General features: G+C 32.9%; 24 protein-coding genes and 1 pseudogene. 6 read left to right on the plus strand and 19 right to left on the minus strand.

Annotated features, from left to right (window positions below; all coding sequences use genetic code 11):
• Positions 1-66: 66 nt before the first annotated feature.
• Positions 67-531: a hypothetical protein gene (locus O1A01_RS23550; protein WP_066419914.1), complete on the minus strand. Its 465-nt coding sequence runs from the start codon at positions 529-531 to the stop codon at positions 67-69.
• Between the two features lie 151 nt (positions 532-682).
• Between O1A01_RS23550 and O1A01_RS23555 the strand changes: the two genes are divergently transcribed.
• The gene (locus O1A01_RS23555) at positions 683-1,273 is read left to right on the plus strand and encodes a hypothetical protein (protein ID WP_270065156.1); all 591 of its coding nucleotides are present in this window, start codon (positions 683-685) and stop codon (positions 1,271-1,273) included.
• A gap of 215 nt (positions 1,274-1,488) precedes the next feature.
• Positions 1,489-2,892, plus strand: a complete 1,404-nt coding sequence (locus tag O1A01_RS23560; protein WP_094366217.1) for an IS110 family RNA-guided transposase — start codon at positions 1,489-1,491, stop codon at positions 2,890-2,892.
• Positions 2,893-3,606: 714 nt separating this feature from the next.
• On the opposite strand, the gene O1A01_RS23565 is transcribed toward O1A01_RS23560, so the two are convergent.
• Together O1A01_RS23565 and O1A01_RS23570 are read right to left on the minus strand one after the other, a co-directional pair.
• Positions 3,607-3,966 (minus strand): hypothetical protein, encoded by a 360-nt coding sequence (locus tag O1A01_RS23565; RefSeq protein ID WP_270065157.1) that lies wholly within the window; start codon positions 3,964-3,966, stop codon positions 3,607-3,609.
• A gap of 3 nt (positions 3,967-3,969) precedes the next feature.
• On the minus strand, positions 3,970-4,284 hold the full coding sequence (locus O1A01_RS23570; RefSeq protein ID WP_270065158.1) for a hypothetical protein: 315 nt from the start codon (positions 4,282-4,284) through the stop codon (positions 3,970-3,972).
• A 302-nt stretch (positions 4,285-4,586) separates the two neighbouring features.
• Between O1A01_RS23570 and O1A01_RS23575 the strand changes: the two genes are divergently transcribed.
• Positions 4,587-5,923 (plus strand): IS3 family transposase gene (locus O1A01_RS23575; RefSeq protein WP_270065159.1). Its coding sequence is split into 2 segments (ribosomal slippage): positions 4,587-4,968 and positions 4,968-5,923, totalling 1,338 coding nucleotides; the frame shifts between segments, so codons are not numbered across the junction.
• Positions 5,924-6,709: 786 nt separating this feature from the next.
• Here O1A01_RS23575 and tnpA read toward each other — a convergent pair.
• The 3 genes and pseudogenes from tnpA to O1A01_RS23590 form a co-directional block, all read right to left on the minus strand.
• Positions 6,710-7,192 carry an IS200/IS605 family transposase gene (tnpA, locus tag O1A01_RS23580; protein WP_270065160.1) on the minus strand — a complete coding sequence of 161 codons (483 nt, stop codon included), beginning with the start codon at positions 7,190-7,192 and terminating at the stop codon, positions 6,710-6,712.
• 418 nt (positions 7,193-7,610) lie between these two features.
• Positions 7,611-9,077, minus strand: a pseudogene (locus O1A01_RS23585) (IS1182 family transposase); the annotation flags it as partial.
• A gap of 303 nt (positions 9,078-9,380) precedes the next feature.
• Complete coding sequence (locus O1A01_RS23590; RefSeq protein WP_270065161.1) at positions 9,381-10,061, minus strand: hypothetical protein; 681 nt, start codon at positions 10,059-10,061, stop codon at positions 9,381-9,383.
• Between the two features lie 258 nt (positions 10,062-10,319).
• Between O1A01_RS23590 and O1A01_RS23595 the strand changes: the two genes are divergently transcribed.
• Positions 10,320-10,598 (plus strand): helix-turn-helix domain-containing protein, encoded by a 279-nt coding sequence (locus O1A01_RS23595; protein ID WP_270065162.1) that lies wholly within the window; start codon positions 10,320-10,322, stop codon positions 10,596-10,598.
• An 832-nt stretch (positions 10,599-11,430) separates the two neighbouring features.
• On the opposite strand, the gene O1A01_RS23600 is transcribed toward O1A01_RS23595, so the two are convergent.
• Genes O1A01_RS23600 through istA form a run of 3 tightly spaced genes read right to left on the minus strand, consistent with a single transcriptional unit; the run spans position 11,431 to position 13,799 of the window.
• Positions 11,431-11,748, minus strand: a complete 318-nt coding sequence (locus O1A01_RS23600; RefSeq protein WP_066417896.1) for a hypothetical protein — start codon at positions 11,746-11,748, stop codon at positions 11,431-11,433.
• A gap of 1 nt (position 11,749) precedes the next feature.
• The gene (istB, locus tag O1A01_RS23605; protein ID WP_066417888.1) at positions 11,750-12,517 is read right to left on the minus strand and encodes an IS21-like element helper ATPase IstB; all 768 of its coding nucleotides are present in this window, start codon (positions 12,515-12,517) and stop codon (positions 11,750-11,752) included.
• The gene (gene istA / locus O1A01_RS23610; protein ID WP_270064575.1) at positions 12,510-13,799 is read right to left on the minus strand and encodes an IS21 family transposase; all 1,290 of its coding nucleotides are present in this window, start codon (positions 13,797-13,799) and stop codon (positions 12,510-12,512) included. The genes istB and istA overlap by 8 nt, the downstream gene beginning before the upstream one ends.
• 243 nt (positions 13,800-14,042) lie before the next feature.
• Between istA and O1A01_RS23615 the strand changes: the two genes are divergently transcribed.
• Together O1A01_RS23615 and O1A01_RS23620 are read left to right on the plus strand one after the other, a co-directional pair.
• Positions 14,043-14,369: a helix-turn-helix domain-containing protein gene (locus O1A01_RS23615; RefSeq protein ID WP_270065163.1), complete on the plus strand. Its 327-nt coding sequence runs from the start codon at positions 14,043-14,045 to the stop codon at positions 14,367-14,369.
• Positions 14,270-15,196 carry an IS3 family transposase gene (locus tag O1A01_RS23620; RefSeq protein WP_157729300.1) on the plus strand — a complete coding sequence of 309 codons (927 nt, stop codon included), beginning with the start codon at positions 14,270-14,272 and terminating at the stop codon, positions 15,194-15,196. Before O1A01_RS23615 ends, O1A01_RS23620 begins: the two co-directional genes overlap by 100 nt.
• A gap of 978 nt (positions 15,197-16,174) precedes the next feature.
• Here the strand turns inward: O1A01_RS23620 and O1A01_RS23625 are convergent.
• The 10 genes from O1A01_RS23625 to O1A01_RS23670 all read right to left on the minus strand — a co-directional run bounded on the left by O1A01_RS23625 (position 16,175) and on the right by O1A01_RS23670 (position 26,116).
• Entirely contained in the window at positions 16,175-17,341 is a 1,167-nt protein-coding gene (locus tag O1A01_RS23625) for a nucleotide sugar dehydrogenase (RefSeq protein WP_270065164.1), read from the minus strand.
• A 64-nt stretch (positions 17,342-17,405) separates the two neighbouring features.
• Positions 17,406-18,131, minus strand: a complete 726-nt coding sequence (locus O1A01_RS23630; RefSeq protein WP_270065165.1) for an acyltransferase — start codon at positions 18,129-18,131, stop codon at positions 17,406-17,408.
• Entirely contained in the window at positions 18,076-19,428 is a 1,353-nt protein-coding gene (locus tag O1A01_RS23635) for a lipopolysaccharide biosynthesis protein (RefSeq protein ID WP_270065166.1), read from the minus strand. Before O1A01_RS23635 ends, O1A01_RS23630 begins: the two co-directional genes overlap by 56 nt.
• Positions 19,418-20,593 carry an O-antigen polymerase gene (locus O1A01_RS23640; RefSeq protein WP_270065167.1) on the minus strand — a complete coding sequence of 392 codons (1,176 nt, stop codon included), beginning with the start codon at positions 20,591-20,593 and terminating at the stop codon, positions 19,418-19,420. The genes O1A01_RS23635 and O1A01_RS23640 overlap by 11 nt, the downstream gene beginning before the upstream one ends.
• Before the next feature lie 31 nt (positions 20,594-20,624).
• Positions 20,625-21,536 (minus strand): glycosyltransferase family 2 protein, encoded by a 912-nt coding sequence (locus tag O1A01_RS23645; RefSeq protein WP_270065168.1) that lies wholly within the window; start codon positions 21,534-21,536, stop codon positions 20,625-20,627.
• 100 nt (positions 21,537-21,636) lie between these two features.
• Complete coding sequence (locus tag O1A01_RS23650; RefSeq protein WP_270065169.1) at positions 21,637-22,440, minus strand: glycosyltransferase family 2 protein; 804 nt, start codon at positions 22,438-22,440, stop codon at positions 21,637-21,639.
• A gap of 41 nt (positions 22,441-22,481) precedes the next feature.
• A complete protein-coding gene (locus O1A01_RS23655) occupies positions 22,482-23,648 on the minus strand; it encodes a glycosyltransferase family 2 protein (protein WP_270065170.1) in 1,167 nt (388 codons plus the stop codon).
• A 3-nt stretch (positions 23,649-23,651) separates the two neighbouring features.
• On the minus strand, positions 23,652-24,659 hold the full coding sequence (locus O1A01_RS23660) for an ATP-grasp domain-containing protein (protein ID WP_270065171.1): 1,008 nt from the start codon (positions 24,657-24,659) through the stop codon (positions 23,652-23,654).
• Complete coding sequence (locus O1A01_RS23665) at positions 24,646-25,593, minus strand: 1-aminocyclopropane-1-carboxylate deaminase/D-cysteine desulfhydrase (RefSeq protein WP_270065172.1); 948 nt, start codon at positions 25,591-25,593, stop codon at positions 24,646-24,648. The genes O1A01_RS23660 and O1A01_RS23665 overlap by 14 nt, the downstream gene beginning before the upstream one ends.
• Positions 25,580-26,116: a GNAT family N-acetyltransferase gene (locus O1A01_RS23670; RefSeq protein WP_270065173.1), complete on the minus strand. Its 537-nt coding sequence runs from the start codon at positions 26,114-26,116 to the stop codon at positions 25,580-25,582. Before O1A01_RS23670 ends, O1A01_RS23665 begins: the two co-directional genes overlap by 14 nt.
• Positions 26,117-26,257: the final 141 nt, after the last annotated feature.

Here is a 26,257-nt window from a genome sequence, read left to right on the forward strand (position 1 = left end):
TTCTCACTAGCGTTGCATAAAGTTTTTTCTGATATGTCAATAACAAATTTTTTGGGTTAAATTATATTATTTCATTGCTTGTATCTTTATCGTATAAGTGCCTTCTTCCTCGAATCTATCATTTAAACTTACAGGTGTCCCATTAATCGTAGCAGAATAGGTTACCCCCGCTTCTTCCACAATAGAAAAATCGACAAATTGAAAATACACTTCTTGTAATTCAGGATAAAAAGCAGGTAATAATGGTGGCACATCATCCAACTTAAACTGAATGGTTTCATTCTTTTCTTTCCAGTAGTTCTTTGCATTTATCACTAATTCATAATCGCCATTCTCTGTGACTAAATGATCGTTCTGTATTTCCTGTCCGTTTAATGACATCGTAAAGTCACCTGCTAGTTGATCATCTATATGAATGGTGACATCATTTATGTAGATATCCCCATCATTCACACCATCTACTTTAATTTCTGGCTCTGCAACACATCCTGTCAAAAAAATGACAAGTAATAGTAAAAATCCTTTTCTCAATGTAACGACCCCCTTATATCATTATAAGGGGGTCGTTTGGCTTGTTTGGGTGGTAAATAAATGTAATCTGCGGGGATTCTGCACTTTTTTAGTCTATTTAAGAATATGACAACCTCATTAAATAGTACGTATGAACTAGGGGGGGTTTGGTATGGAAAATAAAGATTACCGTATTCGTACAATCCATATAAATTCATCGAAAGAGGAAGGGATTGTAGAGGAGTATAGGCGAATAATACATCCTAATCTAAAACAGGATGAAGCAGCATTAATAAGCAAAAAAATTATTATTGTTGAAAACGACAAGGTAAATAAAGATTCCATTATCACCATAAAAAATCCTAAAAAAGAAAAAATAGATTATATAAACAGATTAGATACCACTTATGAACAAGAATACTTACATGAATTAAAAGAAGAATATACATTAACTCAAAAACAACTAAAACAAATTACAGGTGAGTATAATAAATACACAAAGAACAATGAATTGATGGATAAATTATATATAGAAAATGCAGTAGGCGTAAAACATAAAAAGGAAAAGATTAAAGAAATTACAATAGAAATTGTTTTAGAGGATCGGTTGAACAAATGGAGATCTGCTTTCGAAAACCATTATGAGGGTATCATCAATTGTTTATCCAATTTAGAGAACTACATGTTAACAACCGAACTAAAAGAAGAACTAGAAAACAAGGGAAATATCCTCTCAACCTATTTTTATGATGTTACTAAATAAGTCAGCACATAACCTCTAGCATCTGTTTAGTGCTTCATGTACTCATACTCAGTCATTCAGTTTTATCTTTTCTGGCATTATTTTTTGGAGAGTGAACGAGGTACCTAGTATAGTAAATAGTTAATTACAATAAAAAACCACCGTTTTCATTGTAAAATAGAAGTACCTATCACAGAACTTCCAAACTACATTCCCTACCAAAGGAGATGAAAACGATGGTATATTCAACATTAAATCATATTCAAGGTAAGATTGGAAGTCGATGGGCGCAATTTGTGAGAGAGACTGGAGTAGAGAATATTTTAATTGTAGCGATTGATGCAGCTAAATATACTCCCAAAGCTATGATTGCTTCGTTTTATGGAGAAATATTAGAAAAACCATTTGATATAGATGCTTCTATGTCTGGTTTTACTAAGCTAAAAACTCTTATTGGAAGACATAAAGTAAGAGCTAATACGCGAGTGGTGGTCGGCATTGAAACTACTGGACATTACTACGAACATTTAGTCTTTAAATGTCACCTTGAGGGGTATCATGTACGAACAATAAATGCAGCTACTACTGCCAAAGAAAGAGATGCATTATTGAATTGGTCTAAGACGGATAATCTGGACTTAATGGCGATTGTTCAATCTATCATTCATGGTAGGGGTACCTCTAACGAGTTACCTACAGGGGAGATACTTCAACTCCGAAAGTTAACAAGAGCCAGGAGAGAACTAATTTCAGAGAGAACTAAAACGAAGAACCTCATCCTAATGCATATGGATCATATCTTTCGAGAGTACCAGGGGAAAACAGTATGGGTTAATGGGAAAAAAAGCTTTGCTAAACCTTTGACTAATGTATTTGGTAAAGCAGCTAGATATTTAATGAGGCACTATCCTCATCCCTCCGACATCTTAAAGTTAGGGGAAGAAGGATTAAGAGACTTATCAATACGTGAGAACTTAAAACTCCGAGATAAATCTATTAAACTCTTGTTAGAATTTGCAGAAGGTTCCATCTCCCTTCCTAAGGAACAGCTAGATGCTGATATTTTCTTGCTTATTCAAAAATTAGATAGGCTTGATTTTGTAGACAATCAAATAAAGATTTTAGAACGCAAGATAGAAGATTTATTTGTAGTGATGGATGGCGCAGTTGTTCTTTCTGTACAAGGAATTGGATTAGTAACAGGTGCAGAATTAGTGGCGGAAATGGGAGAACTCTCTGATTTTGATGAGTCTGGACAACTGATTAAATTGGCTGGTACAAATCCTATCGTCAAGCAGTCAGGAGATAACAGACCATCTTATTACGGAGTTTCCAAACAAGGTAGGCGATCTTTTAGAAATATTGTATATCAAGTTGGAAGGTCCTTAGCTGTTAATAACCCTGAGATGCACCAACGGTACCAGAAATTGAGGGAAAGAGGAAAACATTCGCGTCAAGCATATATTGCTTTAGGTAACAGAATGATTAGACTTGCGTTCGCTATGATTCGTAACCGTACTCTCTATCAAACAGAGGATAAAAAATATGTCCTTCTCGAAGAGATTAGTAAAAAAATCCGTAAAACGAATGTAAAAAAATTCTTTGAAACACATGTCTCATCCATTAAATGCGCTAGTTAATTATTTGTAGAGAAAATATATTTATAGCGGGATAGTTAATTTTCGAACATGGAACTTCTCTAGGACGTTAGATCACATTGAATTAATTTCCTGAGGCAAAGAGACCTCGCGGGACAGCGTTATGGATCTTGTCCTATAAGTACGAATAATACGTGAAATCTAAGTTTATATTCACTAGGCGGTATCAATGTAGGATGAAAAAAGCAAGATCCTTTCACGCCCTAGAGAAGTTCTATATAAGTTTTGTGATAGTTGAACCTTCAAAAAAATGGAAATGTGAGGTTTTACTTAAAGTCGGCCTTTTTTAAGTGAAAAATTGTGATTGACTTATTTGCCATTATACGCTGTCCCCTCGTCCCATTAATGAACATACTATTTTAAGAACCACCGACTCCTTGCCCCCTTTACAAAGAGATACAGGGGATAAAGGAAGTAGAAGGTTGGAAGCGTAAGTAGCATAAACTTCATAATTATATAAAAGCGTCCAATAGAAACATTGCTTGTTTCTATTGGACGCTTTTGATTTCACATGGTTTTCTTTTAGAGAAATCAAGAGTAAACTCCCTTTCGGGCTTTTTTAAATTTCCAATTTCTGTGTAGACGAGTTTCCTGTCCCCCCGTCCCATAGAAACTTTGCTTGTTTTTATTAGACGCTTTTAATTCACATGGTTTTCTTTGTGAGAATTCATGAGTAATCGCCCTTTCGGGTTATTATCAATTTCCATTTTCTGTGTAGACGAGTTTCCTGTCCCCATGTCCCTTAAACACACCACCACCTGCATAAAGAATTTCAGGCTCCCCATGGGCCCACCAAGAAACATCTACCACTGTCCATTTCCTTGTTGTTTTATTGTAATAAGACATATAAGGTGTTTTCGCATAATACACCGCGATTTGCACGTTCCCATTATCGTGGACGTTTATTTGCCTCTCGCTTCCATATTGACTGTACCCAAAGTCGTTATAATATTTTCTTTGCCAGTTCAAGGTAGGGATAGGAAGAATAAGTTCACCTCTGCCACCAAATGCGGTCCAGATCGCTAAAGTATTATTAAAATTTTGATCATAACTCATGAACTATCCCTCCTCCACCTTATCAATCCCAGTAATCCGTCCACTACTATCTGTCGTATAGTTGTAATTAGCAGTAGTCCCGTCTACATAAGTAATCTCAAACATCGAAGCATCGACCAGCAACGAAGATACTTCTTTCAATAGTAATTCTGAAAAAATGAAACGAGGGGACAGGAATATTATACACACATTTGTTAACAGTATTGTAAAAAAATGTGTGTACAACTTTCCTGTCCCTATGTCCCAAAAATCCTCAGTAGGAAGAAGTGATAAACATAGACAAATAAGCATTTCACGTTCTATACTATCTTTATTCATTTTTAAAGCTCCTTTGTAGATGACTTGTTTGTTTAAGGGAACAAAACAAGGTCACACATTCTACAATAGGAGTTTTTTTATTAAATGTAAATCCATAATTAATGAAATTATGGATTTTTTTGAAAGTTATGCAACGCTAGTGTTTCCTGTCCCCTCGTCCCATTTAATTTCCAGTTTTTGTGTAGACGACTTTCCTGTAAACTGTACCCTATAGAGTGGACACCTTAATTAAGGGACACCCTCTATAGGGTACTTTTTTATGATGTATAATAGGAAAAAACGATGATGCGGAGAGAGTAAAAATGAACCAAAAATCATTTACGGAAAAAGAAATGAAAGAGCTGCAAAAACATCCTTATGTACAGTCAGTCACGTCAACAGTTATTACCTATACAGATGAATTCAGACGGATTTTTATTGCCGAAGATAGAGATGGCAAGTTGCCTAGAGAAATCTTTAGAGATCATGGCTTTGATGTGGATTTACTAGGGGGTTCGAGAATACGAAAGTCTGCTTACAGGTGGCGTAAAGTCTACAAAGAACAAGGGATTGGTGCCTTGAGTGATGCGCGTAAACAACCAGGGCATGGTAGGAAGAAAAAAGAACTATCATTAGAAGAAAAGAATGCAAAGTTGGAAGCACAAATTCAACTCCTAAAAGCCGAAAACGAATTATTAAAAAAGCTAGAAATGATGGAAAGGGGGCTGAAAACAGACAAGTAGTTTCTTCGGCTCGAAAGTTTGAACTAATTCGCTACGTTATTGAGAAATTTAATTTAAAGCATATGGTAAGTTATCTATGTAAAATCGCTGGTGTGTCACGCTCTGGTTACTATAACTTTTTTTCAAAAGCCTCTCAAGAGAGACGAGAACTACGTGAGAAAAAGGATGAAGCACTTAAAGAATGGATCTTAAAAGCTAGGAATTTAAATAAACGATATAAAAAAGGCGCAAAACAAATCAAGATGACATTGGCCGGTAAATTAAAAATCAACTACAACCTAAAACGTATTCGTCGAATTATGAAAAAGTATAATATCGTTTGTCCTATCCGAAGAGCCAATCCATACCGGAGAATTATGAAAGCAACGCAAGAGCACACTGTTGTCTCTAATCGTGTAAACCGTGAATTTAAACAAGGGATCCCTTGGAAAGTGTTATTTACTGATATTACCTTTCTTTATTATGGAAAGGGACAGAAAGCCTATTTATCTACCATAATTGACGGTTCAACCAGCGAAGTTTTAGCTTTTAATCTATCAACTCAATTTAAGATGGATTTAGCTACGGAAACACTAAATCAATTAAAGAAAAAGAGGAAAGTTAAACTCTTCAAAGATGCGATTATTCATTCGGATCAAGGTGTTCATTACACAAGTCCAATTTATCAAAAGAAAGCGAAGAAAATCGGGTTAATCCAATCAATGTCACGAAGAGGAAACTGTTGGGATAACGCTCTCCAGGAGTCATTCTTTGGTCATTTTAAAGATGAAGCTGATATTAAGGAATGCCAGAACTTAGAAGAGCTTAAAAAGGAAGTTAGCAGTTATATGAAGTATTATAACGAATCAAGATATCAGTGGAATTTAAATAAGATGACTCCTGTAGAATACAGGAATCATCTTTTAAGTGCGGCTTAATGTCCCTTATTATAAATGTCCTTGACATGGGGTACAGATCACTGTCCCCTCGTCCCATGATTTAATCACACTTGTCTATAATGCTTCAAAATTAGCCGTAGACCGCATTAGAAAGATGATGGATAATCAGCAAAACCAAGCAGCTTAATTTTTAAAAACGGAATTAAATCCCGTTAGGGACAGTCTAGATTTTTTTAAAAGAAGCAATTATGAAATTGATTCAAATAATAAAAAAAACAGGTCGAACTCCCTATTTTTCCTTCAAAAATCCAAACTATTTTACATCACTCCCGTTGATCAGAGAAAATACGAAAGTTGAAGCATTAATATCTTAAGATTCATATATATTAAAAAACTCCAATAGAAACATTGCTTGTTTCTATTGGAGCCTTTTGATTTTGGTTGATTCTCTTTGAGAGAATTTATGAGTAAACGCCTTTTCAGGCTATTACTAATTTCCAATTTCTGTGTAGACGAGTTTCCTGTCCCCCCGTCCCAAATGGTAAAAAAGAAGAATTTATTAATAAAATAATAAAAAAACGGGTCGAACTCCCTATTTCCCTTCAAAAATCCAAACTATTTTACATCACGCCCGTTGAACAGAGAAAATACGAAGGTTGAAGCAGTAATATCTTAAGATTCATATGTATTAAATAAAAACCACCCGTGATAACGGGTGGTTTTCTCTGCGGCTGGAAGCCTTTGTTGCTGGCCAAACCCTAAAGGGCTACTGAATGGTTCGCCAGTTGCACTACTGTTACCGGCCAGACCTCAAAGGCCTTCCACTCATCTCTTTTTCTTTTTCTTTACCTCTTCTCCTGTGAATGGATCTATATATTCCATCATACTTATTTGTTCTGCGACTATATCATCTTGTATTTGATTGCGAAGATATTCTTCTATTACCTTTTTGTTTCTTCCAACGGTATCCACATAGTATCCAGTACACCAAAACTTTCGATTCCCATAGCGATATTTTAAGTTTGCATGACGATCAAATATCATTAAGCTACTCTTCCCTTTTAAATAGCCTACAAATGAAGATACACTTATTTTTGGTGGTATACTAACTAACATATGTACGTGATCTTTACACGCCGTTGCTTCTATAATTTCTACACCTTTTCTTTCACATAAAGTTCGTAGTATTTCTCCAATATCCTTTTTGATTTTTCCATAAATAACTTGTCTTCTATATTTTGGTGCAAATACAATGTGATACTTACAATTCCAAGTTGTGTGTGCTAAACTATTAGTGTCTTTTGACATAAAAAACTCCTCCGAATGCTGATATTTTGGTTGGCGAACCAAAAATATTTTAGCATCTCGGAAGAGTTTTTTTAATACCTCGCTGTAAGCTTTTTGGAACCCTAGGCCTAGCCTAGGGTTTTCTTTTTACAAAAAACTCCAATAGAAACATTGCTTGTTTCTATTGGAGCCTTTTGATTTTGGTTGATTCTCTTTGAGAGAATTTATGAGTAAACGCCTTTTCAGGCTATTACTAATTTCCAATTTCTGTGTAGACGAGTTTCCTGTCCCCCCGTCCCAATCTGTGGACGACTTTCCTGTCCGAAATCACTGAAAAAGTCCCTTTTTTTGAAACAAAAAAAATAATAAGGACAACTTTTACCCCTCAATAAGGAAAATGTTGTCCTATTTTGATGCTAACCAGTGTTTTTTACCCTGTTTTGGAGGATAGGATCTTTCCTATCCTCTTTATATTAACTGCTAATGCAGTTAATTTTGCTTGTGTAGACATGCTTTTGAGACCGTACCCCCTGGCACGATCTAGCCCGTGAAAGCATTTCATTTCGCCGTTTTTCCATTCTTGGCATGCTCTCTTTTTATACTTTTCTTTAAACTCTGGTTGTTTTTGTTGTTGGCTATATTCATAGAATTCTGGTGTGTTGATTCCAACTTCTAAGATTTTTCCAACATTTTTTCCTTTAATACAATCTGTCCTGATTGGACAGGCTTTACATTTTTCTCTATCAAAGTAATATTTGTACGATTGTCTGTTTTTGGTGTTCTTATAATATTTTTTTATAGTCGTATTCCCCTGTTCGCAACTCCATTGATCAGCGTCTTTGTTATAACTAAATAACTCTTCATTAATTCTATAAGCCATTTCACTTACAGGTATGTAGGCAGCTGCTTTTATTTCTTTTAATTTGTCCAAAATTACTTTTTTGAAATATGCCTTATCTCCATATAGTTCTTCAACCGAAATACCAGACTTTATAGTGAGTTGTAATAGCTCGTCAAAAAAACTACCGTCCACGTATGCCCCATTGCCTACCCTTACGGAAGTAATAATTCTATCTTCTGTTGTAATCATAAATTCTGTTTTATATCCAAAGAAGTTGGAAGTTTTACTTTTGTGCCCAACTCTTGCTTCTTGGTCAACAATAGAACGTACCCCTTTTTGGGCTAAAAACTTTGGGTCGGATAGTATTTCTTTCGCATTTTCAATCACTGCTTTTGTCTTGGGTGTAGTTTCTACGTCTACGTTTTCTGTTACTGTGGTGATAGTTTCTTCAACATAGGCTTTCATTGTTTCTTTCGCAACTTTAGGGTCTTCAATTTCTTTATAATCCGGGATTTCTTGATTGATATCACTTGGAATTTTTTCTACTTCCTCTTTTAATGTTTTAAACATCTTACTAACTAATCTTTTCATCACCCGTTCGGGTGTAGCTTTGAACGTGTTAGCTTCTGTATGAGTGGTATCAATACTTACGGAACTACCTTTGATAATCCCTTTATCGACGCATTGTTTAACAAATAGGGCTATAATATCATCTAACGAGACATCCTGTAGTCTGTGTTTTCTAAACTTGGCTAACAGGCTGGGGTGTGGTAGTGTGTCTTCAGGATTAATATCTAGAAAGTACATATAAGCTAGATTAAGGGAAGCATCTTCTATTACTCTTTCGTCAGAAAGATTATAAAGGTATCCAAGAACGAGTAATTTAACCATCATTTCTGGTTCTTTGGCAGGCCTACCATAGTATTTACAATACGATTTTTCCAGTACTTTGTTAATATAAGAAAAATCAACTGCTTCTCTGACAAGTTTGAGTGTATGATTTTTGGGGATTTTATAGTATAATTCGGAGTAGATGCTTAACTGCATATCTTTTTCTTTAAGCATAGAAGAAAACCTTCCTTTTCGTTTGATAATTAGATTCTTGGTCGTTTCTAATTATACCAAATTTTGATAAAGGAAGGTTTTTTTTTTATTTATTTACATTTATTAGGAGGGGTTTTTCAGTGGTCTCTTCCTGTCCCCATGTCCCATCTAATGTTATTTTTTTAGTAAATTTTATTAACATATTCATTAGTTATATTCCCATTAGAAATGCTTATTAAACCAATTCTCAAAGAAAATTCAATAAAATTCATTTTTAAAAGACCGTTCTTGTAACAAATAACAAATCTTATATTTCATTCTATTTTACCTTTCTTTTACTTGATACGCATATTCTCTAATGTTCGGTGCCCTTTTTTGCAGGAAGCGTTCAAACGTTCCTTCTTTAAACAATGGCATAACTATTCTATCAACAAGCTTGGTTTTACCGATTTGCATTCTTTCCTGCATGAAAGCAAACATCTCTTTTACTGTCCTCGGTTCATGGCAATACTCAAGAAGAGCCGCTACTTCTGGCCCTTTAAGAAGAGCTTCGTGTTTTTCTTTAAACTTCGCCCACCGCTGTTTTTCACATTGTTCTTGAAAAGTCGCATACACTTCGTCGGTTGTCCATTCCAAACCAAAACGCAAATGATACACAATCCTTCCATCTTTATAAACAGCCGCATGGTTTACAACATCCGTATAGATTGCAGTTGGGAAGGCTTTTGGTTCACTTTTTATATAAGCCTTCAAGTTTTTCATAAAACGCTTGAGTGCTTTTCGTTCCTCTTCTGCTTTCTCTTTCCGATCTCTATGAAACGAGGGGACAGGAATATTATACACACATTTGTTAACAGTATTGTAAAAAAATGTGTGTACGACTTTCCTGTCCCCCCGTCCCATGAGGTACAAGTGTATCCACAAAATTATTTGGAAGTCGAGGACCCGTTTTAGGGTCTTTTCTTTATCAATAAAATCTGAAATAAAATGAATAAGATTTTGCACATTCCGAAATATAATGGAAAAACGAGCACATTATCTCAGATTATGTTCTGAATTAATTTGAAAAAGAGGTGCTGAAACAATGTGCTCGTTTACAATTTTATCTTCGAGACTGTTTACTTAAAAGTAGATTGCGCAAGGCGGAACATTCTGAACAAAAGACGAATGGTGTTTTTTTCTATACTTTCTCATGTACACCATACCGTCTATAGACGAATATTTACTCTAAATACTAATGAAAATGAAAGGAGTGATTTTTCTATGTTAGATATAAATGAATCTCCTAAATTCGTTGGTTCTATCATACGAGAAAAACGGAAGGCAAAAGGCTGGCATCAATCTGACTTAGCCGAGTTTGCTTCTCTAAATAGAAATTATATTGGGGAGATTGAACGAGGAGAAAGTAACCCGAGTATTTTCACGTTACTTAAAATCTCAAAAGCACTAGGATTAAACGGCGCTGAAGAATTGTTCGGTGAATTTCAGGAAGAAATGTTTCCGTACATTATGTTATTAGATGAAAACGAAGAGGTGAAGTAGTGGTAACGAGGTCATAATGGATAAAGGAAGTACCACAATCGAAGCGTTAGCAATGTAAACTTCAAAATAATATAAAAGACTACAATAGAAACATTGCTTGTTTCTATTGTAGTCTTGATTTCGGATGGTTTTCTTTGAGAATAATCATGAGTAAGGCGCCTAATTTCCAATTTCTGTGTACATGACTTTCCTGTCCCCTCGTCCCATTAATGAACATACTATTTTAAGAACCACCGACTCCTTGCCCCCTTTACAAAGAGATACAGGGGATAAAGGAAGTAGAAGGTTGGAAGCGTAAGTAGCATAAACTTCATAATTATATAAAAGCGTCCAATAGAAACATTGCTTGTTTCTATTGGACGCTTTTGATTTCACATGGTTTTCTTTTAGAGAAATCAAGAGTAAACTGCCTTTCGGGCTTTTTTAAATTTCCAATTTCTGTGTAGACGAGTTTCCTGTCCCCCCGTCCCATAGAAACTTTGCTTGTTTTTATTAGACGCTTTTAATTCACATGGTTTTCTTTGTGAGAATTCATGAGTAATCGCCCTTTCGGGTTATTATCAATTTCCATTTTCTGTGTAGACGAGTTTTGTGGTGAACCCCAAAAGTTAGAGTCAAAATCTAACCTTTGGGGTGAGTCAGTTGACTAGGAAATATAGTGAAGATTTAAAGATAATGGTGGTTAAGGAGTATCAAGAAGGAAAACTCGGATTGCGCCCTCTTATAAATGTCAAGGTTAAAATGTACATTTTTGCTCACTTTAGAATGTACACTTTTGTTACTTTTACACTTTTTCTTTCCCCCAACCTTGTTAGATTGGGGGAAGCTGTTGTTAAAAAGTATTCATCCTTAATCGAGCTTCTAACTCATTATTTTGCTTCCTTAGAACGATTATTTCACTCTTAAGTTCATTTATTTCTTCTAATAATCTTTCAATCTTTGTTTGATCATCTATTCCTTTTTCATATACTGAGCCTTTCCATCTACACCATTCATTAAAATCGTAAAGGTCTTCTTCACAGAAGGCTTCTTTTGAAACCTTTCTACTTGGATCACTATTCAACCATTCCTGAACCCATTTGTCATCATCGTCACATTTTACTCCGTACGACCGAAAGAATTTTATCGCCTCTAATACCATTTCACTCATATTATTTATCTCCTTGTACTTTGTTTTCCCTGTTAAAATGATCTTTTAACCGATATGAGTCGCCGATAATATTAACCACTGTGGCGTGATGAAGAACACGGTCTAAAATGGCATTGGCTATTTTAGGGTCTTGAAATATTTCACCCCATGTTTTGAAGCTGGCATTTGTTGTCAAAATAGTGCTCTTCTGTTCATATCTCATATCGATTAACTGGAAAAATAACTTGGCATCTTCTGCGTCAATTGGAAGGTAGCCAATTTCATCAATAATCAGTAGCTTGTATTTCGCATAATGTTTCAGCCTGGTTTCTAAACGATTTTCAAGTTTCGCCTTTTTTAGATTTAGAATTAAATCATTACATTTAATAAAATAGGTGCTCGTTCTTTTCTTGGCAGCTGCGATTCCAATCGCTGTTGCTAAATGAGTTTTCCCTACTCCACTTGTTCCCAAAAAAACGATATTTTCTTTCTGTTCAATAAACCGTAAGGTAGTAAAGTCTAAGATTTGTTGTTTATTAATCGATGGTTGAAAGTCAAAATCAAAGTCTTTTATTTCCTTAAAATGCGGAAATGCACCGACTTTTACCATTGACCTCACCATGTTTACTTCCTTCATGTCAATTTCATAGTCCGTCAGTTTGATCATAGTGTCTGTAAACGACAATTCATTCTTGGTCATAAAATCAATGGTTTCATCGAGATGCAGGACCATTTGTTTTAACTTTAAATACTCTAAATTTTTTACAAGTTTGTTATAGCTGCTATTCATTTTTATACACCTCATTAATTGCCTCTAAGTTTTTCATTGCCAGTTCTTCTATATTCGTAGAGGACGGTAGTCCTCTTGCTAATGTATCAGCGTAATGCTCCGGCTTGTAATTAATTTTTGACTGGCGAATAGGGTGTTGGACAATTAAATCCGTGTTATAATAAACAAAGATATGGTTGTCATATACTTGTAAACGAACCGTTTTTCCGATGTATCCAGGTGGGACTGAATACTGATTGGATTTGTAAGTAACCATATTAGACGGATTTACTTTTACAGGTGTATGATCAATTCTATAGGAATCTCTTATTCGTTCATGTGGTAATGGGGATAGGAGATTTCTTTCTTTATTTATTGCTAGTATTGGGATTTTTCCTGTTCCTTGATGATAGCTATTGTTAATACGATCACATAACTTTTGGACAAATTGATAAAGCTCTTCATAATCAAACTTTCCTTGATATGCGTGAATTTCATCAAGTAGTTTCATTGGTGATTCTACTTTTCCTTTTGTCCTCGGTCTCCCAGCGATACAGGGCTTTACTTCAAATCCCATATCCTTAGAAAATTGAAAAAATTTCTCGTTTACTTTTCCTTTTTGATATTCTGTTCGAGGTTCGTCCATAATCGTTTTCATGTTGTCTGTCAGAATGGTTTTCGGCACTCCTCCAAATGCCTCAAAACTTTCCGTAAGGAATGACAATAATATACTTTGAGACTTAGAGATTGATAGGTTGTATGTACGAAACCTTGAATAGGAAAGTAATAATACATATACATTCACATATAGGATTTCCCCGTCTTTTGTAATATAGCGAATATTTTCTTTCCAATCTAATTGCGCTTGTTCTGCTGGTGGTGTTTCAAAACGGACCACTTCACTAACTGTACTCTTACGCTTCTCTGATTTAAAATAACTTTGGAATTCCGATTTACTGGATATGTATTTTCTAAAAGTTGATTGTCCACAATCTAAGCCATGATTATCTTTCAAGTATTGCCATAGAACTCTCTTGTAATAAAATTTTTGAATGGATCCTTCTGACAGAAGCAACTTTATGACCTCATAGTATTCATCCACTTTTGATGTTCTTTTACGAGTGCTTTTCGGCTTATATCCCTTTAGATATTTGTCAATCGTCCTCCGATCTACACCCATATCCCGGGCCAATTTACTCTTATTGATTTTCATCTTTAAGCTCTCCATTAATAATTTTAATTTTGGTAAGTCTGCTAAACTCTTAATTTCAATATCTGTATTAACACTGATTTGCATATGCATAATATTCTTTCACCTCTAGAATATTATCCATTAACTTATCAAAGCTGTACATTTTTAAATAATCATTTTTGTACATTCTTAAGTTAGCATTTATACCCTCTGGCAAATAAGTATGGCATTCAATCAAAATCATTGATCCATAGATGGATAAAGGCCTATGAGAAATTTGGTGAAAAAGGTTTAGAAAATAGAAGGAGCACAGAAACATATACTGTTCAATTCAAGCTAGATGTATTAAGCTTTATGAAGAGAACAGGTTCTTCAGCTATGGAAACCGCCCTTCACTTTGGTATAACTAATTCAACTACCGTATCTAGGTGGATGAGAGCTGTCACTGTTGGAGGTGGATTGGAAGGCCTGAATAAACAAAAAGGACGGCCTCCCATGTCTAAAAATAAGAAAAAACAAGAAGAAATGACGAATGAACAAAGGTTAGAAAGAGAGAACGAACTACTGCGCTTAGAGGTAGAATATCTAAAAAAGTTAAGAGCTTTTCAGATGGATCCGGAAGGCTATCTCGAAAAGCACAAGCAGCGTTATCATTCGAACTCAAAGAAACCTTCAAATTAAAAGATGTTTTAGTAGTAGTGGGTATTCCAGAATCCACTTACCATTATCATATAAAAGCAATGGAAAAGGAAAATCCAAAGCAGGAACTAGAGGATTTGATTCTGTCCATATTCAATGAGCATGGGGGTAATTTTGGGTACCGTCGTGTTCGATTAGAGTTACGTAACAAAGGATATAAGGTTAATCATAAGGCTGTACAGCGTATCATGAACAAGTTAGGGATTAAGTGTATAAAATTTAGTAGAAAAACTAGAAAGTATAACTCCTACAAAGGCAATGTAGGAAAGATAGCTAAAAATCGTTTAAATCGACGATTTAAAACAAGTGTATGCCATCAAAAATTGGCTACTGATATTACGGAATTTAAATGTACGAATGGTGTTAAACTTTATCTTAGCCCTATCATGGACTTATTTAATGGGGAAATTCTCTCCTACGAGATAGGAGCTAGTCCAACATTAGACCTTACGTTGAAGCCTCTTTTGAAGGCAATAAACATAGTAAAAGATTCAAAGTATCGAACTACTATTCACTCTGATCAAGGATGTCAATATCAACACAAAAAGTGGGTTAAAACACTAAAAGAAAATAAGATATTTCAAAGTATGTCTCGAAAAGGGAATTGTTTGGATAATTCTCCAATGGAGAACTTCTTTGGCATACTAAAACAAGAAATGTATCACGGAGAGCCGTTGTGTTCGTTTGAAGTATTAAAAGAGAAGATTGATATATATATAGATTACTATAACAATAAACGCATTAAGCAAAAATTGGATGGCATGAGTCCGGTTCAATTCCGCATCCATACCAGCCAATTAGCTGCATAATAAAAACTCTAACTTTTGGGGGTCACATCATTTCCTGTCCCCATGTCCCTTCCTTAATTCCCATTCATTTTTACAATTTCACCTTTTTAACATTTGAGTAAGTTCATTTAACCAATCATTTAATTGGGTATCATTAAATTCGGCTTTATTTTCTAGCACGTCATTTTTAAGCCTGCTTAACCTGACAAATAATTGTGGATCGCAGTTCTGTTGTAACTCATTTAATAACTGATTTAACTTCAAAATTTTTCTGCGATTCTCAATTCGCAAAAAATCCCTTTCAATATCATCGGATATATGAAACGAGGGGACAGGAATATTATACACACATTTGTTAACAATATTGTAAAAAAATGTGTGTACGACTTTCCTGTCCCCATGTCCCAGAATAAGAAGAGTCAGATTTATTGGAACTTTTATTACTAAACTTCCAAAAAATGTGTGCACGAGTTTCCTGTCCCCATGTCCCAAAAAATAACTTGTTTCAATGAAACGAAGGGACAGGAATATCATACACACATTTGTTAACAGTATTGTAAAAAAATGTGTGGACGACTTTCCTGTCCCCTCGTCCCACTTCAGTGATAGGTTTATATTATTTGCTGGTATATTTGGGTAAATATATATTTCATTTTATCGAGCAAAAACTGTACACTTTATTCTAGCAGTCACAAGGAGCTACATTAAATCTTACAACTTTAAATCTAGAAACTCTAATTGAATTAAAAGAAACTATAAACAAAGCATTTGATAATACATTACAAAGGTTACAGAATTAGAAATAACAATTGCTATTAGATGAAACGAGGGGACAGGAATATTACACACACACTTATTCACAGTATTGTAAAAAAATGTGTGTACGAGTTTCCTGTCCCCCCGTCCCACTCGACTTTCCTGTCCCCCCGTCCCATTCTCTACCTGCCTATTTCAGTGTGCGAAAGTTGAGTAAATTATATTAATATATCATTAAAATTTTTAGTCCCTACTAAACAAATCTCTTGTATAAACCTTATCCTCTACTTCACGTAAGTCATCAGATAATCGATTTGCAACAATTACATCTGAAACCCTCTTAAATTCTTCAAAATCATTTATTACTCTTGAATTATAGAATGTCTCTTCATGAAGTGCTGGCTCATATACAACAACTTCAATACCTTTAGCTTTTATTCGCTTCATGACACCTTGAATAGCTGATTGTCTAAAGTTATCTGAGTCCATTTTCATCGTAAGCCTATAAATACCAACTATTTTAGGATTCCTCATAATAATCATTTCAGCAACATGATCTTTTCTGGTTCTATTTGCATCTACGATAGCTGTCATTATATTATTTGGAACATCTTCGTAATTGGCCAATAGCTGTTTTGTATCTTTAGGTAGACAATATCCACCATAACCGAAGGATGGATTATTATAATGATTACCTATACGTGGATCAAGCCCAACTCCATCAATAATTTGCTTACTATCCAATCCTCTTACCTCTGCATAAGAGTCGAGTTCATTAAAGAATGCCACTCTCATCGCAAGATATGTGTTAGCAAATAGTTTAATAGCTTCCGCTTCCGTTGAATTTGTAAATAAGACGTCAATATTTTCTTTAGCTGCTCCTTCTACTAACAAATCAGTAAAAACTTTTGCTCTTTCAGATTGTTCACCGACAACAATCCTTGAAGGATAGAGATTATCGTATAATGCTTTACCTTCTCTTAAAAATTCAGGAGAAAAGATAATATTTTCTGTCTCAAATTTTTCTCGAACTGTTTCTGTATAGCCTACCGGAACTGTTGATTTAATAACCATTATTGCATCTGGATTAATAGATAAAACGTTAGCAATTACAGCTTCGACAGTTCTTGTGTTAAAGTAATTTTTTTCTGGATCATAATTGGTAGGTGTTGAAATGATTACATATTCGGCATCCTTGAATGCCATATAGTTGTCCGTGGTTGCAGTTAAATTTAATTCTTTAGTTGCTAAATATTCCTCTATCTCACTATCAATGATTGGAGATCTCCTATTATTAATCATATCAACTTTTTCTTGAATAATATCGAGAGCTATGACTTCATTATGTTGAGCTAATAATATAGCATTGGATAAACCAACATAACCTGTCCCAACTATTGTAATTTTCATAAAAAAACATCTCCTAAAGTTGAAAAATCAACATTGATTTATTATTTTTAACTCTAATATTATCTTAATCTTCTTTATTAAAAACAAAATTAATAAAACTACTAAAACTATTGAACATAGGTTGATTATTATTTATTGATTTGATAAAGTCTTCTCTATCATCACCATTACATCGAGGAAAAACTCCTAAATTATTTAATTCATTTATACTACCAGAGAAATAAAGCGGATAAAAATCTCCCATTTCGTTGATAGTAGGAAGTCTCCCAGTATTTTCTTTAATTCTACGAGCATAAAAAATAGCTTCATCTAATAATAGTTTTTCTCTTTTCTCTTTATATTCATCCAGTGACATTATAACCTTTGCTGGATTTCCACCTACTATTACATTATCGGGAATATCCTTTGTCACTAAAGAACCTGCTCCAATAATTACATTATTTCCTATATTTGCACCAGGTAAAATTATTGTCTTCATCCCAACAAACACATTATCCCCAATCTTAGTAGGTTTTGCACTGTTATATATTTTCCCATACTTCATCCTAAGTACCGAACGACTTTCATGAGCCAGTATATGAACACCTTTTGTAATTTTACAATACTTTCCTATTTCAATTAAATAAGGTCTACTGACATCTACTTCAGTATCTAATGGGCTAAAAAAATAGGTCCCTTCACCTATTTTACATCCTTTTGACTTTAAATATTTCACATAAACTTCTGAATTGTACCTATTCGGATGTGTTTGTCGAATTATCATTTGTCGAATTATCTTTTTTAACTTCATAATCTATATATTCTCCTTTTATTAATTTGTATATGAAAAAATAAAATAAACAATAAACTAAAGTATATGAAACTGAAATTAATATAAAGAATAAATAAATCTCTTTTAAATGAAAATATCCAAAGATAAAACTAATTAATAAAAGACTTAAAAGTAAACCACCACTTACTATTAACCCAGTTCTTTGTTTACCGATAATATTAACCGTAGAAATTAAAGGAGCAAAAATAAGTCTAGAAATAAATAGTAGTATCAACGTTTGTACGTATACTCCAGAAATCCCCCATTCTTCCCCAAATACGATTCTAAAAAATACCGGTCCAAAGACAAATAGAACAATAGCACATGGTAATGATATAATTAATAGAATCTTGGAAGTTTTGAAAAATGCAGATTTTATGTTTCCAGTATTAGAAAGCTCGGTACTTGCTTCACGCAAATAAACTTGTCTTAATGAATTCCCAAAGGCACTAATGGGAATATTAATTAATCTGTTTGCTAGTGCATAATATCCTGCAACTTCAGCACTGAATAAAATTGCAATCACTATTGGTATTAATGAATAAGAAGCAATATTAATAAGGTGAGAAGGGAGCGCATATCTTGGAAAATCTATATATTTTCTAACGATTGAAAAATATTCATCTTTAACTAATGTTACTTTCGGTTTATTTTTACTTTCTTTTAACATAATCGAAGACATTATAATTACTGGAAAAATATAAGATATTAAATTTCCTATGATTAACCCTAAATAGTCTAACTGAGCAAATGCAAAAATTATTTGAGACAACCCTTGAGTTGCCACTTTTACCATGGAAATCTTCACCATACTTTTATATTTATTATGACTTAATAAATTTTGAAAAAGTATCTCATATATACCCAAAAATAAAATCGATATCGGTAATAGCATTAATAACCAATTATCGTTTGGTAAATTTAATTTTACAAATATCCAGTCTCTAGTTAACAACAATAATATAAATATGAAAATACTAATTATAATAGAAGAGTATGCAGCTACTTTTGACAAGGCCTTTCTTTCATAATGTGAATTAGAAATAGCAATAGCCGATTGAAAACGTAGAGTTGCAAACACGCCAAAAATTGTTAGTAGAGATATATATATTGAATTTATTCCATACTGTTCAGGTGTATACAATCTTGTAAGTATTGGAGATAATAATAGTGATATTATTTGTGTTAGTACTGTACCGCTCAATAAAACTGAAAATCCTTTAATTAATGAGTCTTTTTTATACTTTGCAATACCATTAATAAATTTACTTTTCATGAACTTCTCCTTCTTTTATTAATCCTTTTTTCGATTTTTTAAGAGAAGTATTCAATCCCAAAGATAATAACATCCAAAAAGCAGGTTCTATAAATATATAAATACTTGTAAATAGTTTTGGAAAAGCGGTGCACAGTAGTAATAATCCGAATAATTTCTTATATCCTTCACTTTTTGTAATATTATAAACTGCCCTAACTAAAAGTAATAAATAAAATATTAATCCTAATAAACCGTAGCTTAATAAAATTTCAAATATAAAATTGTGTACGTATAAGTTATTTACACTTTCAAAATACCCCACGCCATATCCAAAAATGGGGCTTTCTTTAATTAACTCTATAGCACTGTTCCATAGAACATCTCTTCCAGAGCTTAAATTATCGATTGTACCGTTTAAATAATAGAGCATTGAGTTTATTGAATAACTAGAGTATCCTTTATCAGCTAGATAATTAGTTATAAACTCTATAATTGGTTTTATGTTTATGATTAAGACAGCCCCAATTATCATAAAAGAGAAATACTTCAGACTCTTTAACAATGTTCTTTTCTTATAAAATATATCAATGATCAGAATGAAAACAATTGCAGCAATACCCGCCATTCTGTTGCCAAACATTATAATCATAGCAATGGATATGATCTCAAAAATTAATAAAAATTTAAAATTAAATACTTTTCTTCCTAGGTGTAACCCAAAAAAGGCTGGGAGCATTGCTTGAAATCCATAAACCATATACCCATCACTAAAATAATAATTATTTAATGGATCCGCTACATAAACTAGAAAAATAATGATAGAGATGATTATATATGTTTGAAAAAAAGACTTAAAATTTTTAATCTGAGAGAATAGTACTATGGGTATGACTCCATATATAATAAATTCATATAATCTAATAAATATTACTTCATTATTTCTAAAGAGAATATCTAAAAGTAAAAAGAATATTATTATTGAAATTAAAGCCAAACCCCTATAGAATCTTAGATTTGAAAAATTTTCACTTTTTAATATGCTTACAATAACAATAGTAAATGCTAGTATTCCTAGTATCAATGTTGAATAATTAGGATTAAAAGACCAAACTATTCTAAGAACCATAAACATCCATATATATATCGCCAACAATACTGCGTTTATATCAATTCTTTGTTTCATTTATATCTCTCCAAAGTTTTTACACAAATTTTCACTTGTTCTCTAATTTTATCCTTCTACTCAAATATTTTTTCAAATAGTTTAATATACTTAGCCAGAATGCCGGGCCGGATAAAATGGAATATTTAGAAAAAACTCTTACCGCTGAAAGTAATTTAAATTGCCTGCAATAACTCCAAAAAACTGTTGAATAATGCCTACCTAACACTAGGCTCTTAAATCCTTTACGAGCATAATTTATTCTATTAATATGATACATAAATTGACTTAAAAATTGTTCTTTTAATCTTTCTAATTCTCTGCCCTTTAATGTGTTATTTACTTGGTTACCCCTAATCTCAACTAGCGGCTCATTTATTACACCAATTTTATATTTTTCAAAGAATCTTAATAAAAACTCAAAATCCTGGTGACGTTTATATTTTTCATCAAAGCCTTTTAGGTAATCGTAACATTCTCGTTTTAACATAATCGAACTTGTGTATGGCGTAAATGACAGTGATAACAGTTCTTCAGACAAATCACCAGTTTTATCGTATGAAATAATTTCTCCATGCTGATGTCTCCATGTATAGACCGCATGAAATTTATTATTACTGTTTAGGTACTTTACCTGTTTTTCAATTTTTGTTTTTATAAAAATATCATCATCGTCAAGAAAACCTATATAATCACCTTTCGAAGCTTTAAATCCTGTATTTCTAGCTGTTGCTCCATTTTTATTCTTTTCATGTTTAATGTATATTAACCTAGTATTATTATTGTAATTTAGCATTATTTGTTCAGCGGTATCTCTATATAGGGTATCAGGATTATTATCATCCACAACAATGATTTCAATATTCTGATACGTTTGATTTAATACTGAATCTATTGCTACTTGTAAAGATTCGTTACTTTTATATGTTGGAATTATGATACTTACTAGGGGGGAATCACTCATGCTATAGCTCCTTAATTATTAATTAATCTATTAATATTTTTTGAATTTATAATTCTTGTTTACTAGTTTCATTAAAATCATTTATTTCCAAATTTTATGTTTATTTATTTTTCTTACCAATTGACAAGTAACGCTTTCTACCGTTTAGCATATATTTTATAGCCATAAATAATCCCATGGAATTTTTATACAAATTATATCTCCTTATGGCAAATTGTAATATAAGTGCTAAACTGAACTTTTTACTCATTGCTGTAAAAATTGCGCCTCTATCAAGCATATATTTTTCATTAAATCCTCTAAACCATGATGACTCTCCATTTTCTTCCAATTGTAAAATGTACTGAGGTTCATAATATATCTTAAGTCCCTTTTTTAAGCATTCAAATAGAAAGATATTTTCCTCACCAGATTGATACACTGATGAACCTGTTCCAAATTGTTCATTAAACAATATACCCTTTTCTAAAATGGATTTCCTTTTAAATGTGATCTGAACAGAAGAAATTTTCATAGCACTCAAGTAATTTATCTTTGATGACTTTTGTGTAAAATTCTTTTTGTGCCTACCTTTTGTGTGATAAGCAAAAACAATAATATCTGCTTCCGAATTTTCTAGATATGCTTTTTTTATTACTTCAACACTATTATCATAATGTTTAATATCATCATCACAAAGTACACAAATGTCCCCACTAGCATTTTTAATAGCTAAATTACGGCTTTTACTTAAGCCACGGTCCGTTGTGGATATAAATTTTATTTTACCCCGATTAGTCTCATATTCCTGTTTTTTATAAAAATCCGTTTGATTAATTATTGTTGCATCAGAATTTATATTCATATCATTAATAAATTTATAGTCACTTTTATACATTGTTGAAATTAAATACTCTACTTTCATTTACTTCTCCTTTTAATTCTGAACTATAAGTTCAAAATCTCCTATCTTGTACTTTCAGCTTTCTCCCAAAACGGCTTCGCCTTTCCAGACAATATATTATAGACCCCGACCCATTGCGCAACTATAGTTACACAGTAATAATAAATCAAAGTTAAATATTTATTATTTGATTTGGTAGTTACCTTTACTACTGCTAATAAATAAAATAACAGCTGTCCTACAAAGATTAATAAATAAAACCAGTGCTCTTGGATTAGTAAAGAATTAGTTATAAAGACAATTAAATGAGATACCCATAATAAATATCTGCACGTTCTATGACCTAAATAAAAGTAAGAAAACCAACGGTACTTAAATATATTTAAAATACGAAAATCAGGTAAGATGTTTCTTAGAATACCACGATTCATACGTACTTTGCGTTTAAATTCATCTTCAATAATTTCTCCAGCTTTTTCATACGCTATGGCATCTGGATTATATAGAGCCTTTTTACAATTCAACGCATAGTATCTTGGCATATTTCCATCATGGCTTTTTATTGGTTCAAAGTCATAATAGTCAGCATTTCTACAAGCATAAAGAGCACCATTACCTGCGGTGATTGTTTGAATATCACTCTCAATCTTTCTTAATTTTGTGTCGCTATCCCAATATGTGTTTTCTGAATTTGTAACATCACTATAATTTTTATTTATGATTACCAATCTACCACTAACATAACTAATATCATCGCTAGTAAATGCGGAAACTAATTCTCTAACTGAATTAACTTCCAACATAGAATTAGCATCAGTCATAACAAGAATTTCACTTTCAACAGTTTTCTGCGCCTCATTCTGAGCATTTGTTTTTCCTTTACGCTCTTTTACTTCAAATAACCGAATTCTATAATCAGGATTATTAATTATAAAACTTCTAACTAACTCATTAGTCTTATCTGTACTATTATCTGAAGCCACTAAAAACTCGATCTTATCACTTGGGTAATCAAGCTTTAATACATTTTCTAACTTATCCTGTATAACTTTCTCTTCATTATGGGCAACTATCATTACTGTCACCGTTGGCTCATACGTATAGTCTTTTCTTAGGGTTCTATGTTTGTATAGTCGGTTTAGAATTTTTAATGAAAGTGGATAGCCAATCATAGCCCAGAAAATTATAAAGGCATTCAAATAAAAAATAAGAAGTATGACAAATTTCATGTTCTAAACCTCTCTCTTATAACTGATTTCCACTATATCTCTTATAATCTTTACCTCATTAAACTTCATCATATAAATACCTTCATTATAATTACCAATAGTATCTACATTTATATTTCCATAGATATTGTTAATAATCATCTCTGGCACGTTTACCCCACTCTCATATGCATGAGGATAACCTCCACCAAAACGAGGATTTACTTCAGAGATATAATACTCACCATTGACTTTAAAAATATCAATATCAATAATGCCTTTAAATCCAGTCTCTTTTACGAACTTCCTGATTATTTCAAATAGCTGCTCATCCTTAATTGAAACCGATTTGTCAGTCTCACCTGCCCTCATTTTAATCTTTTCTTTTATAAACATCGCAGCTGGTTCACTAGAAATCATATCAATATAAACATCAGCGCCATATTCAGTTCCATCCATGAACTCTTGAATCATTAGATTATCAAATCTATTAAATAGTAATTCAATTTCTTCTTTTGATGTTACTTTACTTATATTAATACTTGCACTACCTCTTACAGGCTTAACAAACACTGGATAGTTTATTGATCCAGCTTCTACGTCACTGTAAAAAATCTCTTTATCTATATAGCTTCTAACAGTTTTGAACCCATTCCGAACTAAAAACTCAAACATTTTATATTTATCAAAACATAAATCCACAACATCTAAATCTGATACAATAGGAATCGTACCAATATCGAGAAAGGCCTGTTTGTTTTCTGCAAGAAGACATAGTTCAGGGTCAATTAATGATAAGACTGCTTTAATCTTATTCTCTCTGCAGATAGAGAGGATCGCATCTAAATATCCTTCATCATTCATTCTAGGGACTATAAAGTGTTTATCAGCCTCATATAAGGCTGGTGCTAAATCACTGCAATCCGTGGCTATTACAAGTCCTCTACCATCTAACTCTTTCTTAAAATACTGCACAATTTTATTTCTAGTACCACAGCTTAATATAAGTATGTTTAAATCATCGCTCATCATTTAGATCCTCCAATTTATCAAAAAACAATGGTGTCCCACCCGTATGAATAAATAGTATCTTCTTATCCGTTATATGATTCTTTTTGATATACTCTTTCATGCCCCAAAAAGCTTTACCAGTATAAGTTGTATCCATTGGTATACCATCATTAATTAGAACATCCCTTATAGTTTGTAAGATTTTGTCGTTATAGGAACCGTATCCATCAAGCACATAGTCGTCTATAAATGCTATTGCTTCAGATACGATTGGTTCTTTATCCTGACTCAACAAATAACTATTGACACTTTCAAGAACAACTTGACAACCATAAGGATTTTTTCGTGCATTGCTAATTCCAATTATTTCTCTCTCATCGTCATTTAGAATTTTCCCACATACAAGTCCGGCTTGAGTTGTTCCTGTTCCAGATGTATGAAAAATATAATCAAAATACATGCCTGAAGATTTTTCGTAATCTACAATTTCCTCATATGCATTAATATAAGATTGTGTCCCAATATCACCATGGCCTCCCCCTTGGATAAAATAGGGATTGTAACCTTTTGCACTTAATTCATCCATTTTTCTTTCAATCGTAGTACTTACTTGGGATACAGGACACTTCGTAACAAAAGCACCAAACAATTTAATAATTTCACTATTAGAGGTTGGATAACTTGATTCAGTTGGTGAAATAATATGGCATGGTATACCCTTTGCAGCTGCGATATTAGCTATAACTCTACAATGATTAGAGCTACTGCTACCATACGTAACTACACAATCTGATTTTGCTAAGATTAAATCTTCAAAAAAAAGAACTGCTTTTCTCGCTTTATTCCCTCCGAATGAAATGGGAATAAGGTCATCTCGCTTTATATAATATGAGTTGTTATTTAGATTTTCACTTAACCTTTGAATTGGAGTTACTTGATAGTTATTTAATTCCAATTTTAGTTACACCTACATTATGAATATAGTTTTCTACATCTAAGTTATATATATATCTATCTACATATTTTCCGTTATAAAATAGATCATTTTTTAGTAGTCCCTCTTTTACAAAGCCACTCTTTTCGAAGAGTTTTTGGGCTGGAACATTATCTATTTCTGTATAAAGATATATCTTATTAAGACCAAATTCCTTAAAAGCCCTTCTGATTAAAAGGTCCGTTGCAACGTTTGCTATGCCCTTACCTTTAAATTTGTCTCCACCAAGACAAATATAATATTCCGCTCCCTTACTACTTAAATCAATATTCAGTAATCCAATTAACCCAGCAGGTTCGCCAGCATAAGTAATGGTATAATCGATTCTATCGTTTCTACCTTCAAGTGATTTGAACCACCGAAAGGTCTTATCTTCTCTTAGAGGCAAATCATAATGGAGGTACTTATTATTTCTATCATCATTTATCCATTTTACCTTATATGGTATATCCTCTTCTTGAAATTTCCGAATGGCGATTTCCATATTATAACCCCCCGCAATTTAATCGTATTGTCAAAACTTTATATAGAAATTGGTTATTAAATCCTATATTAGAGGGCTTTATAAGCAAAAAAATTGCCACCCCCTGATTTCTGTAGATAATTGAGGTTACCACACACCCAA

Source organism: Sutcliffiella sp. NC1 (assembly GCF_027594365.1).
GTDB lineage: Bacteria > Bacillota > Bacilli > Bacillales > Bacillaceae_I > Sutcliffiella > Sutcliffiella cohnii.

Bases quoted from the DNA above. Each gene is read 5' to 3' on its own strand.
- O1A01_RS23555 (WP_270065156.1), top strand. From the start codon at position 683: ATGGAAAATAAAGATTACCGTATTCGTACAATCCATATAAATTCATCG.
- O1A01_RS23560 (WP_094366217.1), top strand. From the start codon at position 1,489: ATGGTATATTCAACATTAAATCATATTCAAGGTAAGATTGGAAGTCGA.
- O1A01_RS23565 (WP_270065157.1), bottom strand. From the start codon at position 3,966: ATGAGTTATGATCAAAATTTTAATAATACTTTAGCGATCTGGACCGCA.
- O1A01_RS23570 (WP_270065158.1), bottom strand. From the start codon at position 4,284: ATGAATAAAGATAGTATAGAACGTGAAATGCTTATTTGTCTATGTTTA.
- tnpA (WP_270065160.1), bottom strand. From the start codon at position 7,192: ATGTCAAAAGACACTAATAGTTTAGCACACACAACTTGGAATTGTAAG.
- O1A01_RS23595 (WP_270065162.1), top strand. From the start codon at position 10,320: ATGTTAGATATAAATGAATCTCCTAAATTCGTTGGTTCTATCATACGA.
- O1A01_RS23600 (WP_066417896.1), bottom strand. From the start codon at position 11,748: ATGAGTGAAATGGTATTAGAGGCGATAAAATTCTTTCGGTCGTACGGA.
- istB (WP_066417888.1), bottom strand. From the start codon at position 12,517: ATGAATAGCAGCTATAACAAACTTGTAAAAAATTTAGAGTATTTAAAG.
- istA (WP_270064575.1), bottom strand. From the start codon at position 13,799: ATGCATATGCAAATCAGTGTTAATACAGATATTGAAATTAAGAGTTTA.
- O1A01_RS23615 (WP_270065163.1), top strand. From the start codon at position 14,043: ATGAAGAGAACAGGTTCTTCAGCTATGGAAACCGCCCTTCACTTTGGT.
- O1A01_RS23625 (WP_270065164.1), bottom strand. From the start codon at position 17,341: ATGAAAATTACAATAGTTGGGACAGGTTATGTTGGTTTATCCAATGCT.
- O1A01_RS23630 (WP_270065165.1), bottom strand. From the start codon at position 18,131: ATGAAGTTAAAAAAGATAATTCGACAAATGATAATTCGACAAACACAT.
- O1A01_RS23635 (WP_270065166.1), bottom strand. From the start codon at position 19,428: ATGAAAAGTAAATTTATTAATGGTATTGCAAAGTATAAAAAAGACTCA.
- O1A01_RS23640 (WP_270065167.1), bottom strand. From the start codon at position 20,593: ATGAAACAAAGAATTGATATAAACGCAGTATTGTTGGCGATATATATA.
- O1A01_RS23645 (WP_270065168.1), bottom strand. From the start codon at position 21,536: ATGAGTGATTCCCCCCTAGTAAGTATCATAATTCCAACATATAAAAGT.
- O1A01_RS23650 (WP_270065169.1), bottom strand. From the start codon at position 22,440: ATGAAAGTAGAGTATTTAATTTCAACAATGTATAAAAGTGACTATAAA.
- O1A01_RS23655 (WP_270065170.1), bottom strand. From the start codon at position 23,648: ATGAAATTTGTCATACTTCTTATTTTTTATTTGAATGCCTTTATAATT.
- O1A01_RS23660 (WP_270065171.1), bottom strand. From the start codon at position 24,659: ATGATGAGCGATGATTTAAACATACTTATATTAAGCTGTGGTACTAGA.
- O1A01_RS23670 (WP_270065173.1), bottom strand. From the start codon at position 26,116: ATGGAAATCGCCATTCGGAAATTTCAAGAAGAGGATATACCATATAAG.